This is a genomic window from Kitasatospora sp. NPDC097691 (genome assembly GCF_040302665.1).
Classification (GTDB): Bacteria; Actinomycetota; Actinomycetes; order Streptomycetales; family Streptomycetaceae; genus Kitasatospora.
On the sequence record NZ_JBEORY010000007.1, the window covers coordinates 44,058 to 59,579 of the forward strand.

At 72.9% G+C, this 15,522-nt stretch carries 15 protein-coding genes; 8 read left to right on the plus strand and 7 right to left on the minus strand.

The genetic code is table 11. The annotated features are described in order from the left end of the window. Nucleotides 1-107 precede the first annotated feature (107 nt). From ABTY56_RS07180 to ABTY56_RS07190, 3 genes are all read right to left on the minus strand, one after another. A complete protein-coding gene (locus ABTY56_RS07180) occupies nucleotides 108-725 on the minus strand; it encodes a hypothetical protein (protein WP_350627361.1) in 618 nt (205 codons plus the stop codon). A gap of 155 nt (nucleotides 726-880) precedes the next feature. Further along, nucleotides 881-1,768 (minus strand): LLM class flavin-dependent oxidoreductase, encoded by an 888-nt coding sequence (locus tag ABTY56_RS07185; protein ID WP_350627362.1) that lies wholly within the window; start codon nucleotides 1,766-1,768, stop codon nucleotides 881-883. A gap of 70 nt (nucleotides 1,769-1,838) precedes the next feature. Then, nucleotides 1,839-2,762, minus strand: coding sequence for a serine/threonine-protein kinase (locus ABTY56_RS07190; RefSeq protein ID WP_350627363.1), 924 nt, complete (start codon nucleotides 2,760-2,762; stop codon nucleotides 1,839-1,841). 87 nt (nucleotides 2,763-2,849) lie between these two features. Between ABTY56_RS07190 and ABTY56_RS07195 the strand changes: the two genes are divergently transcribed. The 7 genes from ABTY56_RS07195 (at nucleotide 2,850) to ABTY56_RS07225 (ending at nucleotide 10,409) form a co-directional block, all read left to right on the plus strand. Continuing rightward, a complete protein-coding gene (locus ABTY56_RS07195; protein ID WP_350627364.1) occupies nucleotides 2,850-3,395 on the plus strand; it encodes an RNA polymerase sigma factor in 546 nt (181 codons plus the stop codon). Next, the gene (locus tag ABTY56_RS07200; RefSeq protein WP_350627365.1) at nucleotides 3,392-4,273 is read left to right on the plus strand and encodes a hypothetical protein; all 882 of its coding nucleotides are present in this window, start codon (nucleotides 3,392-3,394) and stop codon (nucleotides 4,271-4,273) included. Before ABTY56_RS07195 ends, ABTY56_RS07200 begins: the two co-directional genes overlap by 4 nt. A gap of 94 nt (nucleotides 4,274-4,367) precedes the next feature. Continuing rightward, nucleotides 4,368-5,054, plus strand: a complete 687-nt coding sequence (locus ABTY56_RS07205) for a hypothetical protein (RefSeq protein WP_350627366.1) — start codon at nucleotides 4,368-4,370, stop codon at nucleotides 5,052-5,054. 412 nt (nucleotides 5,055-5,466) lie between these two features. Continuing rightward, nucleotides 5,467-6,114 (plus strand): DUF433 domain-containing protein, encoded by a 648-nt coding sequence (locus tag ABTY56_RS07210; protein WP_350627367.1) that lies wholly within the window; start codon nucleotides 5,467-5,469, stop codon nucleotides 6,112-6,114. Continuing rightward, complete coding sequence (locus tag ABTY56_RS07215; protein WP_350627368.1) at nucleotides 6,111-6,572, plus strand: DUF5615 family PIN-like protein; 462 nt, start codon at nucleotides 6,111-6,113, stop codon at nucleotides 6,570-6,572. Before ABTY56_RS07210 ends, ABTY56_RS07215 begins: the two co-directional genes overlap by 4 nt. Before the next feature lie 121 nt (nucleotides 6,573-6,693). After that, on the plus strand, nucleotides 6,694-7,338 hold the full coding sequence (locus tag ABTY56_RS07220) for an SIMPL domain-containing protein (RefSeq protein ID WP_350627369.1): 645 nt from the start codon (nucleotides 6,694-6,696) through the stop codon (nucleotides 7,336-7,338). A gap of 404 nt (nucleotides 7,339-7,742) precedes the next feature. Then, nucleotides 7,743-10,409, plus strand: a complete 2,667-nt coding sequence (locus tag ABTY56_RS07225) for a S53 family peptidase (RefSeq protein ID WP_350627370.1) — start codon at nucleotides 7,743-7,745, stop codon at nucleotides 10,407-10,409. Between the two features lie 100 nt (nucleotides 10,410-10,509). Here the strand turns inward: ABTY56_RS07225 and ABTY56_RS07230 are convergent, their stop codons facing one another. After that, nucleotides 10,510-10,698 (minus strand): hypothetical protein, encoded by a 189-nt coding sequence (locus ABTY56_RS07230; RefSeq protein ID WP_350627371.1) that lies wholly within the window; start codon nucleotides 10,696-10,698, stop codon nucleotides 10,510-10,512. Between the two features lie 254 nt (nucleotides 10,699-10,952). Between ABTY56_RS07230 and ABTY56_RS07235 the strand changes: the two genes are divergently transcribed. Then, nucleotides 10,953-11,819, plus strand: a complete 867-nt coding sequence (locus ABTY56_RS07235; protein WP_502893042.1) for an HAD family hydrolase — start codon at nucleotides 10,953-10,955, stop codon at nucleotides 11,817-11,819. Nucleotides 11,820-11,823: 4 nt separating this feature from the next. Here ABTY56_RS07235 and ABTY56_RS07240 read toward each other — a convergent pair whose 3' ends face one another. The 3 genes from ABTY56_RS07240 to ABTY56_RS07250 are packed head-to-tail and all read right to left on the minus strand — an operon-like array spanning nucleotide 11,824 to nucleotide 15,499. Next, nucleotides 11,824-12,729, minus strand: coding sequence for a phosphate ABC transporter ATP-binding protein (locus ABTY56_RS07240; protein WP_350627373.1), 906 nt, complete (start codon nucleotides 12,727-12,729; stop codon nucleotides 11,824-11,826). Nucleotides 12,730-12,752: 23 nt separating this feature from the next. Further along, a complete protein-coding gene (locus ABTY56_RS07245) occupies nucleotides 12,753-13,667 on the minus strand; it encodes a class E sortase (RefSeq protein ID WP_350627374.1) in 915 nt (304 codons plus the stop codon). Beyond that, the gene (locus ABTY56_RS07250) at nucleotides 13,664-15,499 is read right to left on the minus strand and encodes a phosphate ABC transporter substrate-binding protein PstS (protein ID WP_350627375.1); all 1,836 of its coding nucleotides are present in this window, start codon (nucleotides 15,497-15,499) and stop codon (nucleotides 13,664-13,666) included. Before ABTY56_RS07250 ends, ABTY56_RS07245 begins: the two co-directional genes overlap by 4 nt. Between the last annotated feature and the right edge of the window lie 23 nt (nucleotides 15,500-15,522).

The window sequence follows — 15,522 nt, forward strand, 5'->3', positions numbered from 1 at the left end:
GCGGTATGACGTCGGGGCTCCTCTCCCCTAGGGGTTCGCTCGGGTGCGCGAACGGCGCCGAGCGGCTCGACGTGGGGCGAGCGGCCCGGCGCCGTGTCCGGCCCGGCTCAGGAGTGCGCGCGCTCCCACAGCTCGGTGACCTTGCCGGAGGCGTCGATCGCCACCTTGTAGTCGCCGACCGAGCAGGGGTACGAGCCCTTCTCGTTGTAGGGGGTGGCGATGCACTCGTTGATGTGCTTCACCAGGTCGGCCAGGTTGACGTCCTTCGGCGCGGTCAGCACCGAGCTCAGGTGCCCCTTGGCGGTCGGGGCGAACGCGGCGGTCTTGTCGGCACCCACCGGCTCGAAGCCGACGTCGTTGACGCCGCAGACGTCCTTGGTCTCCTTGTAGACCAGGGTGGCCGCGGTGGTGCCCTTCACCGGGTAGATCCACTTCTGGCCGGCCGGCAGCGGGCCGTGGGTGCAGAAGCCCTCGGGCTCACCGGAGGCGCCGGGGGTGCCGGTCGGCGCGGCGGGCTTCCCGCTGCCGCCCGGGGCCGCGGGCTTGCCGGAGCCGGCCGGAGCGGCGGTGGGCGACGCCGGAGTCGCGGCGGTCGGGGCGGCCGTCGCGGTGGTCGACCCGCTTCCCGCGCCCTGGTCCGACGAGTCGTCCGGTCCGCAGGCCGCGAGACCGAACGCGGCGGTGGCGACCAGAGCGGTGGCGAGCAGTCTCCTGGAAGCAGACATGGCGAAGGAACCCCCGTTGTAACGCATGATCAGATTGAAGGTGCGGCGGACAGACTAGCGCCTCGCCCCGACGCCGACCCGGGGAATCACCGCCCCGTCCGTCGCGGCCCTCCCGCCGGGCCCCCCGCCGCGACGGCGCCCCGGCGGGACGGGGATCAACCCAGCTGCGCCAGGCCCTCGGTGGCGATCCGCTCGAAGACGGCGAGGTCGTTCTCGAAGATCGAGTCCGGGACCGGCCAGTGGATCACCAGCTCGGTGATGCCCAGCTCCTGGTACGCCCCCGCCCAGTCGACGAAGGCGTCCAGCGACTGCAGCGGCTTCTCCGCCGTCGAGCCCTGCAGCAGCACCTTCTCGAGCGTGGCCACGTCCCGGCCCTTCGCCTCGCAGGCCGCCGTCAGCTTCTCGATCTGCTTGGCGATCACCTCGGGCGCCTGCTGCACCGGCACGTCCGCCGGGCCGCGCGGGTCGCCGAACGTCACCCAGCCCTGGCCGTACTCGGCCGCCAGCTTCAGCCCGCGCGGGCCGGTCGCGGCGACGTAGAACGGCACCCGCGGCGTCTGCACGCAGCCGGGGATGTTCCGCGCCTCGACCGCCGAGTAGTAGGCGCCCTCGCGCGTCGTGGCGTCGGTGCGCAGCAGCTCGTCCAGCAGCGGCAGGAACTCGCCGAACCGGTCCGCCCGCTCCTTCGGCGACCACGCCTCCTGCCCCATCGCCGTCGCGTCGAAGCCCGTCCCACCGGCCCCGATGCCCAGCGTCAGCCGCCCGCCGGACACGTCGTCCAGCGTGATCAGCTCCTTCGCCAACGTCACCGGGTGCCGGAAGTTCGGCGAGGTGACCAGTGTGCCCAGCCGCAGCCGCTCGGTCGCCGTCGCGGCCGCGGTCAGCGTCGGCACCGACCCGAACCACGGCTCGTCCCGGAAGCTCCGCCAGGACAGGTGGTCGTAGGTGTACGCGGCGTGGAAGCCGAGGTCCTCGGCCCGCCGCCAGATCTTCTGCCCCTCGCTCCACCGGTGGATGGGGAGGATCACCGTGCTCAGTCGCATGCCGCCGACCCTACGGTAGCCGTCAGCGGCCGGCGCCCTCCGACCGGTGCGGACCGGCGCCCGGCCGGATTCAACGCTGCAGCCAGCCCAGCAGGGTCGTCGCCGTGAACACCGTGCCCGACGCCAGACAGACCGCGCGCGGGGTCAGCCACCCGGGGCCTTCCCGGACTGGCCCCAGCTGCTGGGGCTGCGGGACCGGAGCCAGCAGCGCGTCTGCGAAGGCCTGGGCGGTCGGCGGTCGGTCCGCCGGCTCGGCGGACATCGCGGTCCGTAGCAGCAGGGCGACGTTCGGCGGGAGCTCCACTCCGGCGGGGAGCGCCGGCAGCGTCGAGGCGGTCGGCTGGCCGGTCATCAGGGCTGTGGCGCGTCCGCCCGGGCCGAACGGCTTCTGCCCGGTCAGCAGCTCGTAGGCCACGACGGCCAGCGCGTACACGTCGGCTCTCCCGTCGAACCCGCCGGTCTGGAAGGCCTGTTCCGGTGCCATGTACGCGGGCGTGCCCGTGGTCACCGTCAGCCCGGACGCGTCGGCCAGCTGCTTCGCGCTGCCCAGATCCGCCACCAGCACCGCGGCGGGCGCAGGGCCGGTGGCGAGCAGAAGGTTGGACGGCTTGACGTCGCGGTGCACCACGCCCGCCTCGTGCAGGACCTGGACCGCGTAGCCCGCCTCCGCGGCCAGCCGCAGCGCCTCCTGCGGGTCGCACTGCCCGACCCGGTCCGCCAGGGTGCCGCCGCGCACGTGGTCCATGACGAAGTAGGGCCGGTCCTCCTGCACCCCGACGTCGTGCACCCGGACCACCCGCGGGCTGGCGATCCGGCGCAGCAGCCTCGCCTCCGCCAGGAACCGCTCGCGCACATCGGCGTTGGCGGCCCAGTTCTCGGCCAGCACCTTCACCGCGACCTCGGTGTCGAGCTCCGGATCGTAGGCCTTCCAGACCGTCGCGAAGGAGCCGGCTCCGAGCCGCTCCAGGAGGAGGTAACGGCCGAGCTTGCGCATGTGGCAGCATTTTGCCGGAGTCGGGGGGAGTGCGGAACTCCCGTTCGGCGGGTGGGGTGCCAGACGGGACGAAACGGGGGGATCCGGGTGTTCGAAGAAGGTGAGCTGGAACGGCTCGTGGCGGCTGCTCAGGCGGGGGACCCGGGATCGAGGGAGTACCTGCTGGCCAAGCTGCGGCCGGTGGTGCTGCGCCGCTGCTCGCGCTTCCTGCCCCACCACGCCGACGCGGAGGAGGCCGCGCAGGACGCGCTGCTGTCCATCAGCACGCACCTGGGCGAGTACGGTGGCCGCGGCTCCTTCCTGGGCTGGGTGACGGTGATCGCCTCGAACGCCGCCCGGTCCACCTACCGCTCGATGCGCCGGCGCGCCGAGGACAGCCACGCCGACCTCCCCGAGTCCGTCGACCCGCGCACCACCAGCGTCATCGCCGGGACCCGGCTCGACCTGATGGAGGCGCTGGCCGCGCTGGAGCAGCAGCACCCCACCCTGGTGGAGGCCTTCGTGCTGCGCGACCTGGGCGACCTGACCTACGTCCAGGTGGCCGAGGAGCTGGACGCCCCGATGAGCACGGTCAAGGACCGCATCGACCGGGCCCGCCGCTTCATGCGCGAGCGCCTGGTCACCGGTCTGTGAACGGCCGTCCCGCAGCGGGCGGCGGCCACGCCGTCGTCCGGCGCCGGTCCGCCGTCGCCGCCCTGGTGGCCGCCGCCGCGCTCGGGCTGGCGACCGGCCGATACGTCCTGCCGCCGCCCCCCGGAGCCACCGCGCACCCGGCAGCGGAGTCGGGTGCCACGGCCGGCGGGGTGTCCCCGGGTGTGTCCGCTCTCGCGACGCCCGGCGGGTCCGTCCCGACGCCCGCGTCCTCGGGCTCCGGCTCCGGCTCCGGCTCCGGCTCCGGCTCCGGCTCGCCGACCGGTGCGACCGGTGCGACCGGGCCGGTGACGACCGCGAACCTTCTGGGACCCGCGGCGTTCGGCCCGGACCTCGACACCGGACAGATCCACGTCACCGACCGGTACGGCGACGGGTCCTACGCCAACGCGGCCTGCACCGGCGAGAAGACCCTCGGTCAGACCCTGGGCGGGCCCGGTGCCCACTTCCGCGGACTGATGACCAGCCCCCGCACCAGCCCGGACGACCGCACAGTGTCCGCCGAGAGCGGCGGCCAGGTCGCCCGCGAGGTCGCCGCCGACGCCCGGAGCCCTTCCCTGGCGCAGAACTTCAACGAACGCCTGTGGCTGGAGGAAGTGCCCTGCCAGGAGCAAACGCCAGGGCACTGGGTCTACGGAAAGACCACGACGCTGCAGCTCGCCCCGGACGTCACCGCACGCTGGATGGGCGTCTACCAGGGATCGCTCAACACCACCGGCAGTGCGCCCGAGGGCGTGGAGCCCTGCGGCGGCATCGCCGTGCTGCGCAGCGGCAGCCACTACGGAGTGCTGGAGGTCCACGCCTGCCTGGGCACGGCCGCGATGGACCGCGTCGTCAGGGCCGCTCTGTCACAGCTGTGAAACAGCGGGTCGAGACTCCGACTTTCCCTCCTCCGGCGGCATCTCCCCGGTTGTACGAGGACGCAGCAGGCGTCCCGACCAGCAGGGGGACCAGATGACCGAGAACCGGACTGTCCAGCAGAAGTCCGTCCGCCGCAACCGGGTCGCCGCCGCGGCCTGCTTCGCCGCCGCACTGATCACGGCCAGCGTCGTCGGCACTCAGTCGGCCACCGCCGACGGGACCGCGCACAACGCCTCGGGCGCCGCCCGCCCGGCTGCGGGCGCAGCGGCCGGACTCGGCTCCGCCGGCCTCGTCCAGAGCGAGGACTTCCAGAAGGGCCTGAACCCGGTCGGCGCGACCGTTTCGCTGACCGGACGCCAGGGGCTGTCCGCGTGCTCCGGCGAGGAGACGATGCGCGACCTGACCAAGGACAAGGCCACCGCGTACGCGTCCGTGAACTGGACCTTCGACACCCCCGGCATGCTGATCGAGTCGGCCGCGAGCGCCCCCACCGGGGCCGAGGCCGCCACCTGGGAGAAGCAGCTCGTCGCGCTCGTCCAGGACTGCCAGGACGAGCCCGCCGGCCACTGGCACTACGGCGCGGCCCACACCCTGACCGCCGCCGGCGGCACCGGCCGCTGGTACCCGGCCTACAACGGCGACGGCACCGTCAGCGGCGGGGTCGCGGTCCTGCGCAGCGGCACCAGGGTCGCCATCGTCGAGCTCACCGGCCGGCCCACCGACGCCCCGGCCTACGTCGAAGGCATCGCCACCGCAGCACTGAACCGCCTCCACTCCTGAGCCGGTGATCCATCGGGCGGGCCCGACTCGAGCTCCGAGAACGACCTGACCGTCTTCGAGGAGATCGCCCCCGAGGGCCTCGCCCAGCCCGACTGAGAGTCACCGCCGGAGCGGGCCGTTCACCACCCGAGCGCGCTCCGGCGACCTCCGGGCGGGCCGTCACAGGCCGCCGCCGATCCGGTCCGCAGGTCAGGCCGTGATGCATGAAGAAGGATCGACCGAGGTGACCAGCGTGCCCAGCTGCTGCGGCAGCCCGGACTTGATGCCTTCGGAAGATCTCCTCTGGGTACCCGGCGGAGCTTCGGTCCCTGGCGAATCCCCGTTCGGGTGAAATCCTGGCGAGAGCGCCGGCTGCACGAGACCATGAAGTACGGTTCCGTACGCCGTCGGGTGAGATGTGGGAGGTGCCGCCGTGTCTTACGAGCCGAAGCTCGCTGCCGCGCTGTCCGGCGCCACCCTGCGCCAGCTGTCTCACTGGCGCAGGGCCGCAGGCCCGCGTGGTGCCGTCCTCGTGCCGGAGATCTCCGCCTCCCGGCCGATCCTCTACTCATTCCGGGATGTCGTCGCGCTTCGCATCTGCGTGAGACTGCGGGAGGAAGCGTCGCTCCAGAAGATCCGCCGCGCTCTGGGCACCTTGCGCGACGATCTCGACGAACGCGAGCATCTGTCCAGGTACCGGCTCGTGGCCGGCGACGGCACGATCTATCTGGCGGACCCGGATCACGCCGTGGACCTCGTGTGCAAACGAGGCAACGTGGTCATCCACGAAATGGTCGATGTCCTCCGACCGTTCTATCGAAACGGCCGACAGATTCCGAACCTGCTGCGTCCCAGGAACCACCTGTCCGTCGATCCCCTGGTCCGGGGTGGTGAGCCGGTGATCGAAGGAACGCGGATTCCCGCTTCGGAGGTCGCTGCTCTTCTGAGGGACGGCGTCCGACCGGAGTCCGTCCGGGACTTCTACCCCGGCGTCACTCCCGAAGCAGCTCGTGATGCGGCCGACTTCACCGACTACGTCGACAGCTACTCGGACGAGGGCCCCCGGCAGGCCGCCTCTTGAGGATCCTGCTCGACGAGAATGTCCCTTTGCCGTTGGCTCATATGGCCCGATTGCTACTGAAGCAACACGAACTCCAACACGTGGCAGAGATCGTCGGCTGGGCGGGTACCAAGGACATCGACCTCTACGCGCGAGCCGCCTCAGCCGGGTTCCAGGTCGTGATCACCAACGACACCAAGCAGATGGCTCGCCCCCTGGAGGTCGCGGCGATCGCCGAATCAGGGCTGCACAGGATCGAGTACCGCCACAACCACAAGCACGGTGGCCTCGTGGGTCTGGGCGCGGCTGTCGCCACCGTCTGCGCCGGCCTGCCGCATGCATTGACCGAGCTCGAACGTGCACCGGGCCAACTTCTGATATCCCTGACCTCGATCGACCCGTCGCATCAGAGCCGACTGCGGATCGTGGATCCCTCCACGATTCCTCCGAAGCACTGGCCCACGTCCGGGAGTGCCTGAGGGGCAGGGCCGGCTGCCCGCTGGACGAGCTCCTCGTCGTACCGGCGTGAGCGCGGCCCTGCGCGGCCTTCCCGTGACAACTCAGCTGCCCCGCAGGGGACTTCGTGGTTGACTGCCGGCCATGCAGACAACGATCAAGGCCCCGTGGGGTGTCACCGGCTACGGTGCGGCGAGTGTGCAGGCGGCGCCGGACCTCGCCCGGATCCGACTCGGCGTGGAACGGACCGAACAGACGCCGCAGGAGGCTTTCGCCGCTGCCCGTGCGGCGATAGCCCGCCTGCGCGAGGCGGCCCGGACCCATGGCGTGCAGGACGCGCAGGTGTCGGCGTCGCGGCTGGACCTCCAGACCGCGTGGAGCGGCTACGGCGCGGACCGGAAGTTCATCGGTTACCGCTGCCACGCCGCGTTCGTCATCGAGTACCACGACCTGGACTCCCTCGAACCGTTCCTGATCGCGGCGGTCGAGGCCGGGGCGAACGAGCTGGACGGCGTCGACTTCGACGTGCGGAACAAGCCGGAGCTGCGGGCCAGGGCCCGCGAGGACGCCGTACGCGCGGCGAGGTCCAAGGCCGAGCTGTACGCCGCGGCGGCGGGCGTCAGGCTGGGCGCCGTGGTCCACATCGAGGACGTCGATCCCGAGAGCATCCGTTCGGGCCGCTACCGGGGCCACGGCTCCCCGGACAGCGTCTCGGAGGCGGACCTCGCGCCAGGCGCCGTGGTGGTGTCGGCCGCGGTGATGCTGGGGTTCGCGATCGCGGCCTCGTAGCGCCGAGGGTCTGTCGGTCCGTCCGCTCGGCTCGGCTCGGGGGGAGTGCATCAGCGGGTCGGGCGGGACGGGGTGGGCGGGTCGCCGGCGGGCCGTGGTCGGCGGCCCGCCGTGCGGTCCGGGTGGCGTCGACGGCGCTGGACCGAACTCGGCGGCCGGAGCGGACGGATGACGATCCACCACTCCGCGCCAGCCCCGGGTCGCCGGCCCCGCGTCCGGTCCCGTCCGCGCTGATCCGGGGCGGTGCTCGGTCGCATGCCGACGGCCCTTCGGGGGGCGCTCCGGCGGCCCCGCCGCGGACTCAACGGGGTATTCGCTTGCGGAGGTGTCGGCCCGGCCTGATAGAAATCCCGTCGGACTCTCGTTCGAGAGTCCCTCGGATTATCAAATTGGGGGGAGCGCGGATGTCTCATCCGACGCCACAGACCCGGCCGCAGCGGAGCACGGCTCCGCTGTCGCGCGCGGCCACCCTGGCCATAGCCACCGCGGCCATGGTCACCTACGTCGGCCTGCCGGCCGCCCACGCGGACGCGCCGACGACGCAGCGCGTCGGCAGCGCGCCGACCGCGATCCCGGCCGACGCGACCAAGACCGCCGCTCCGGCGGACGACACCCCGGTGCAGCTGAGCGTGCACCTGAAGTCCCGCGACGAGGCCGCCGCCAACGCGCTGGCCGCCGCGGTGAGCGACAAGGCGTCGCCGCAGTACCACCGCTTCCTGAAGACCGGTGAGTTCGCACAGCGCTTCGGCGCCGACCCGGCCACCGTCGCCAAGGTCAAGCAGGCCCTCACCGCGCAGGGCCTGAAGCCCGGCGACCTCGCCGCCGACGGCCTGACCATCCCGGTCTCCACCACCGTCGCGCAGGCCAAGAAGTCCTTCGACGTGGACCTGGCCGGCTACCAGACCTCCGACGGCCGCACCGGCTTCCTGAACACCGCCGCCCCCGCGGTGCGTTCCGACGTGGCCGGGGCGATCACCGGCGTCGTCGGCCTGAACACGCTGGCCCAGGCGCACAGCAGCCACGTGATCGGCGCCACCGGCCAGGGCGGCACGGGGCTCGCGCACCCGGCCGCGACCTCCGCCGCGACCGGCGCGTACCCGGCGATGTGCGCCGGCGCGGCCGGGCAGTTCCCGGGCAAGACGGACGGCAAGGACTACTTCAGCCCCTCCGCGCTCGCCTCGGCCTACGGCCTGAACGGCATGACCGACGGCGGCTACGGCACGACCGTCGCCGTCTTCGCCCTGGAGGACTACTCGGACGCCGGTCTGAGCGCCTACCAGTCCTGCTTCGGCACCAACGCCTCGGTGCAGCGGGTCCGGGTCAACACCGGCTACCAGGCCCCGCCGACCAACAACGGCGTCGGCGTCGAGACCGCCCTGGACCTCGACACCGTCATCGGCCTCGCGCCCCGCGCCAACGTGCTGGTCTATCAGGGCCCGGACGCCTCGCGCGCCACCCAGGCGGACATCCAGAACACCTACCGCCAGATCGTCTCGGACAACCGCGCCCAGGTGGTCACCACCAGCTGGGGCGTCTGCGACCAGGTGATGGCGGGCAGCGACCTCTCGGCCGAGCGGGACATCTTCCTCCAGGCGGCGCTGCAGGGCCAGACCGTGGTGGCGGCTTCCGGTGACGACGGCTCCAGCGGCTGCAACTACCTGAAGAACATGGGCGCTCCGGCGAACATCACCAACCTGCTGAGCACCTCCGACCCGGCGAGCCAGCCGCTCGTCACCGGTGTCGGCGGCACCACGCTGAGCAGCAACGGCGGCGTCGTCTCCGAGTCGGTGTGGAACCGCAACGGCGGGGCGAGCGGCGGCGGCGTCTCCCGCTGGTCCATGAACGGCAGCTTCTACCAGACCGGCTTCACCGGCCCGGGCTACACCAACCAGTGCCAGGGCGCGGCCGGTACGACCTGCCGCCAGGTGCCCGACGTGGCGGCCAACGCCGACCCGTCGACCGGCTACGTGGTCTCCACCGGCGCCGGCTCCTGGATGATCGTCGGCGGCACCAGTGGCGCCGCTCCGCTCTGGGCCGCCATCACGGCGCACCAGAACAACCCGGGCTGCTCCGGCCGCGTGGGCTTCGTCGCCCCGGCGTTCTACTGGGCCGCCAAGCACGGTCTCGGCGCGCTGCGCGACGTCACCTCCGGCAACAACGACATCGGCATCCAGGGCGGCCTGTACTGGGCCGGTTCGGGCTACGACATGGCCACCGGCCTGGGCACCCCGAACGCCGACAGCGTCATGAAGCTGGTCTGCAACCCGGACGCCGGCATGGACCGGACGATCGAGGCCGTGGAGAACGGTCAGCTGCACGAGGTCTACACCGACACCACCGGCTGGCACGACGGCCTCGTTCCGGGCGTCAGCGGCGTCTCGGCGCTGAGCTTCACCTACAACGCCAACGGCAACCGGGTGATCGAGGCCATCGAGAACGGTGAGCTGCACGAGATCTACACCGACGCCACCGGCTGGCACGACGGCCTGATCCCGGGCATGACCGGCATCACCGCCATAAGCTTCAGCTACAGCCCCTCGGGCGCCCGCGTCATCGAGGCCATCAAGGACGGTGAGCTGCACGAGATCTACAGCGCCTCCGACGGCTGGCACGACGGCGTGATCCCGGGCCTGTCCGGCATCACCGCCATGAGCTTCAGCTACAGCGCCTCGGGCGCCCGCGTCATCGAGGCCATCAAGGGCGGCGAGCTGCACGAGATCTACAGCGCCTCCGACGGCTGGCACGACGGCGTGATCCCGGGCCTGTCCGGCATCACCGCGCTGAGCTTCAACTACAACTCCGCCGGTGTCCGCGTGATCTCGGCCGTCAAGAACAGCCAGCTGCACGAGGTGTACAGCGCCTCCGACGGTTGGCACGACGGCGTGATCCCCGGTGTCGGCGGCAACATCACCGCACTGTCGGGCAAGATCAACCCGCACAACGACCGCGTGATCGAGGCCATCGTGGACGGCCAGCTGCACGAGGTGCACAGCGCCGACGGCTACTGGTTCGAGGGCGCGCTGCCCGTTCCGAGCTCGGGCACGACGGCCCTGTCGCTGGCGCTCCACTAAGGACGCCGCGGGGAACCCGTGAAAGGGGCCTCCCGGCAGCTCGCATCGCGGGCTGCCGGGAGGCCCCCGGCGTTTTCACGGGCACCGCAGGGCCCGGCCGCTACGGGTGCGGGCGGGTGCGCTGGGCGGGGAGGGCGGGGGCCTCGGTGCGGCGGGCGAGGTCCGCGAGGGTGTGGAAGAGGACGTCACCGAGCAGGACCGGGTCGCGCGAGGTGTCGGCCGGGTCCGGGCCGGCGGAGTCGGGGCGGACGGTCGGGGGCGGCTGGTCACGGAGCTGGCGAGTGGGCATGGCTCTTCCTGCCGACGGGGTGGCCGTGGGCAGTCCTGCCCGCCGTACCGGGCCCGGATACCCGGGGCGGGGGCCGATCGGCCGGAAACGGCGTACGAAGGGCCGGATCGGGCCGCGCAAAGGCCCCGCAGCGGCCCCGGAGCAGCCCCGCAGCAGCCTCGGAACGGCCTCGGAGGGTCCAGGAGCGGTCCGGTCGAGCCGGCGGCCGCACGGGCGACGGAGCCGGTGACCGCGCCGGTGACCGGGCGGCGCCGATGGGCGAAGATGGACCGGTGACCGAACCCCGTACCGCTCCCCGCCTCGTCGCCACCGATCTGGACGGCACCCTGCTCTGCTCCGGCGGCACCGTCACCGACCGCACCGCCGCGGCGCTGGCGGCGGCCGAGGCGGCCGGGGTGCAGGTGGTGTTCGTGACCGGGCGGCCGCCGCGCTGGATGCAGCAGGTGAGCCCGCACATCGGGGGCCACGGGGTGGCGATCTGCTCGAACGGCGGCGCGGTGGTGGACGTGCGGCGCGGCGAGCTGCTGGAGTCCTTCCCGCTGCCGACGGAGACCACGCTGGCGGTGGTCGAGGTGCTGCGGGCCAAGCTGCCCGGCACCGCGTTCGCCTTCGAGTACCCGGGCGGCTGGGCCCGCGAGGACGGGTACGCGGTGCCGATGTGGGGCGACGAGCTGGAGCACGCGGTCGGCTCGGCGGAGGAGCTGCTGGGGGCCGGCGGGCCGGTCCGGGGCCTGTTCAAGCTGCTGGCCAAGCACCCGGAGCTGGACCCGGACACCTTCCTCGCCGAGGCCCGCTCGGCGGCCGGGCACCTGGCCGAGATCACCCGCTCGGCGCCGATCGCGCTGCTGGAGATCAGCGCGCCCGGCGTCACCAAGGCCAGCACGCTGGCCCGCTGGTGCGCCGGGCACGGGATCGACCGCAGCGAGGTGGTGGCCTTCGGCGACATGCCGAACGACCTGGAGATGCTGGCCTGGGCGGGCACCGCGTACGCCGTCGCCAACGCGCACCCGCAGGTGCTGGCGGCGGTGCCGCTGCACACGGTGAGCAACGAGCAGGACGGCGTCGCGGCGGTGCTGGAGGAGCTGCTCGGCCTCGACCGGCCGAGCAGCCCCCGCTGCTGATCCCTTACCCGAAGCGCCCGTTGACGTAGTCCGAGGTCCGCTGGTCGCGCGGGCTGCCGAAGATCTGCTCGGTCGGCCCGGCCTCGACGATCCGGCCCGGGGTGTCGTGCGTGGCCAGGAAGAACGCGCAGGTCTGCGAGACCCGCTGGGCCTGCTGCATGTTGTGGGTGACGATCACGATGGTGAGCCGCCCCCGCAGCTCGGCGATGGTCTCCTCGACCCGGCGGGTGGAGGTCGGGTCCAGCGCGGAGCACGGCTCGTCCATCAGCAGGATGTCCGGTGAGACGGCCAACGACCGTGCGATGCACAGGCGTTGCTGCTGCCCGCCGGAGAGCGCGCCGCCCGGGGTGTGCAGTCGGGTGGCCACCTCCTCCCAGAGCCCGGCGCGGCGCAGGCTGGTCTCCACCAGGTGCCGGCGCTCCTCCTTGGACACCTTGATCCCGGCCAGCTTGAGCCCGCTGGAGACGTTGTCCTGGATGGACATCGCCGGGAAGGGGTTGGGCCGCTGGAACACCATGCCGATCCGGCGCCGGACTTCGGCGGGGCGCCGCCCGGGCCGGTAGACGTCGTCCCCGTCCAGCAGCACCTCGCCGGCGAGGGCGGCGCCGCGCACCATCTCGTGCATCCGGTTGAGGATCCGCAGGTAGGTGGACTTGCCGCAGCCGGACGGGCCGATCAGCGCGGTGACGCCGCCGGCCGGCATCGCCAGCGAGACCCGTTCCAGCACCTTGCGGCTGCCGAACCAGGCGGACACGTCGCGGGTCTCCAGCCCGGCCAGCGGCTCGCCGCCGGGGTGCCGCCGGTCGGCGTACGGGCCGGGGGCGACCGGGGGGAGGGTGAGGGTGTCGGCGGCCGGGTCGGTCGCCGGGGTGTCGGCCAGTGGCACGTCGGCCAGTGGTGCGTCGGTCATCGGTACGGTCCTCCGGGCGCGCGTCAGTAGAGGTTGGGCAGCAGGGCGGCGGCGTTCTCGTAGACCGCCCAGAGCAGCGCGCCGACCACCGGCGCGAGGCTCAGGTACGCGGCCGAGCGCCGCCAGTGCCGGGCCAGCAGCAGCGCGCCGAACACCGCGCCGAGCAGGCCGAGCGACCACAGCTGCAGCGTGGCCAGCGCGCCCTTGTCCGCGGCCAGCGCCTTGTCGTACGGGACGGTCGCGGGCCGGCCGCCGGGGTTCTGCGCGGGGTCGCCGTCGAGCCGGGCGCCGATCAGCACGGTGGAGCCGGGGATCCAGTCGGAGTCGCCGGTGACCAGCACCAGCCGGTTGCGGGCCGGGTCGCCGATCGGGTGGTCGCCGTCGCCGTACGTGGTGACGGTGTAGGTGAACCTGCCCTGCCCGGTGGTGGCTTCGATCCTGTCGCCGACCCGCAGCCCGGCCAGGTCGGCGAACGGTGCGCCGAAGGTGGCGCCGCGGCCGAAGACCACCGCGACGCCGCTCTGGCCGGGCAGCGCGGTGTCCCGGCGGTGGCCCGGCCCGCGCATCAGGTCCCGGCCGGTGGTGCCCTCGACCACGACCGCCTGGTGCAGGCCGATCGCAGGGATGTCCAGCAGCGCCACCGGGTCGCCGTCGGCGGCCGGGCCGGTCGGGGCGACGGCCCGGGCCAGCTGGTCGCGGAAGGTCTTGTACGCGGTGGACTGGTAGTGCTTCTCCTGGATGTGGGAGAGCGTGAACAGGTAGCCGACGAAGCCCAGCACCAGCGTCGCCGCCAGGCTGACCACCCAGGCGCCCTGGAGGAACCGGCGCCGCCCGGCCGGGACCGCGGACCCGGCCGGGGCGGCCCCGGTGGCGGGCCCGGCGGCGGGCCGCTGCTCGGCCGGCGGCGCGGCCGGCTTCTCCAGCAGGGGGGCGGTCACGAGGTGCCGCCGGAGCCGTTGCGGCGGCGCAGCAGGCGGCGGCCGAGCAGCGGCGGGACGAGGACCACGGCGAGCAGTTCCACCGCGGTGAGGGTGGACAGCGTCCAGTCCTCGGGCTTGCCGCTGACCTCGACCACGTCGGCCGCCACCTGGGTGGCACCGCCGCGGCCGCGGGCGACGACCTGGCCGGTCTGCGGGTCGATCACGTCGCCGGTGCCGTCGCCGTCACCGGGTGCGTTCGGGTCGCCGGCGGCCGCACCGCCGGGCGCGTTCGGGTCGCCGCCCGCCGCGCCGCCCGCACCGCCGGCGCCACCGGCCGTACCGGCGCCGCCCGCACCGCCCGTCCCGCTGCCGCCGGAGCCGTTGCCACCGGACCCGCCGGAGCCACCGGTGCCTCCGGTACCGCCCGCCGCACCACCGGCACCGCCGCTCGCGCCACCGGAGCCGCCCGCGCCCGAACCGGTCTTCACCGGCTGGCCGTTCTGCACGGTGCAGTCCAGCGGGGAGCCCTGCTTGTCGCAGGGGCTCGGCATCGGGGCGTTCTTGAGGACGGTCAGCTCACCGGCGGAGTTGAAGGTCGGGTTGGCGCAGTCGGAGAGGGTGTCCGGGTTCACCGGGCTGGCGTTGCCGGGGATGGACTTGGTCTGCAGCAGGCCACCGCGGACCAGGCCGCGCGGGATCGGCGAGTACCCGAGGTCGTCCGCCTTGCCCTGGCCCTCGCACAGCACGTAGGAGAGGAAGCGGCTGAGCGCGGAGCCCTTGTCGTTGTTGAAGCGCGGCGGCGGGGGCAGCGCCGCTCCGGCGCGCGGCACGATCAGGTAGCTGTAGCTGGAGATCGGGTAGGCGCGCGGGTCGTTCATGGTGTAGACGCCGTCGAGGTTCTGCTGCAGGTAGTTCGGGTCGTTCGCCGGGGTGCTGTCGTCCACGCCGCGGATCTTGGCGGCGGTGAGCGCGACGGCGACGTTGGAGGCGGTCGGCAGCGAGTAGTACCCGGCCGAGTTGAGCACCTTCACGACCGGCCAGTTGCTGCGCTTGGCGAAGGCGTACTCGTCGTAGCCGATGGTGCCCTGGTTGCCCGGGGACTTGATGTAGCCGGCCACCACGTCGGAGCCGTTCTGGGCGGTCATCCGGCCGGACTTCGGGAAGAACTCGGTGTAGTCGCCGCAGCTCACGCCGTTGACGGCGGTGCAGTAGGCGTCCCACTGGTCCTTGTGGGTGTGCTCCATCCAGCGGGTGAACTGCGCGGTGGCGCCGGAGCCGTCGGAGCGGATCACCGGGGTGATCGGCAGGTTGGGCAGGGCCTTGCCGTAGTCGGCGGTGATCTTCGGGTCGTTCCAGTTGGTGATCTTGTTGGTGAAGATGTCCACGACGGTCTGCGGGGAGAGCCGCAGGTCGGTGACCCGCTTGCCGCCGACCACCAGGTTGTACATGAAGGTGGTGCCGCCCGCGGTGATCGGGACGTAGGAGAAGCCGTAGGTCGGGTTCTCCTTGCCGCCGCCGCCGGCGGCCTGGCCGCCCTGGCCGAGGCCGGTGTCCTGCCCGGAGCGGAACGGCACGTCGGAGGCGGTGAAGTCGTCCTGCCCGATGGCCCACTGGGTGCGGCCGGCCGCCGAGCCGACCGGGTTGAAGTTGATCTGGATGCCCTGTGGGGACACGTCCTGCCGCCACTGGTCGATGGCGGGGCCGGCCCAGCTGGAGCCGTCCGCGCTCAGCGAGACGGAGGCCGCGTGGGCCGGGGTCTGCCCGAGCAGCAGGGAGGCCGTGGCGAGCGACAGGGACATCGCCCCCGCGAGCAGCCGGGCCATGGAGCGCCTTGCGGCCTCCCGGAACATGTGAACTCCTCTGGGACGGAGGG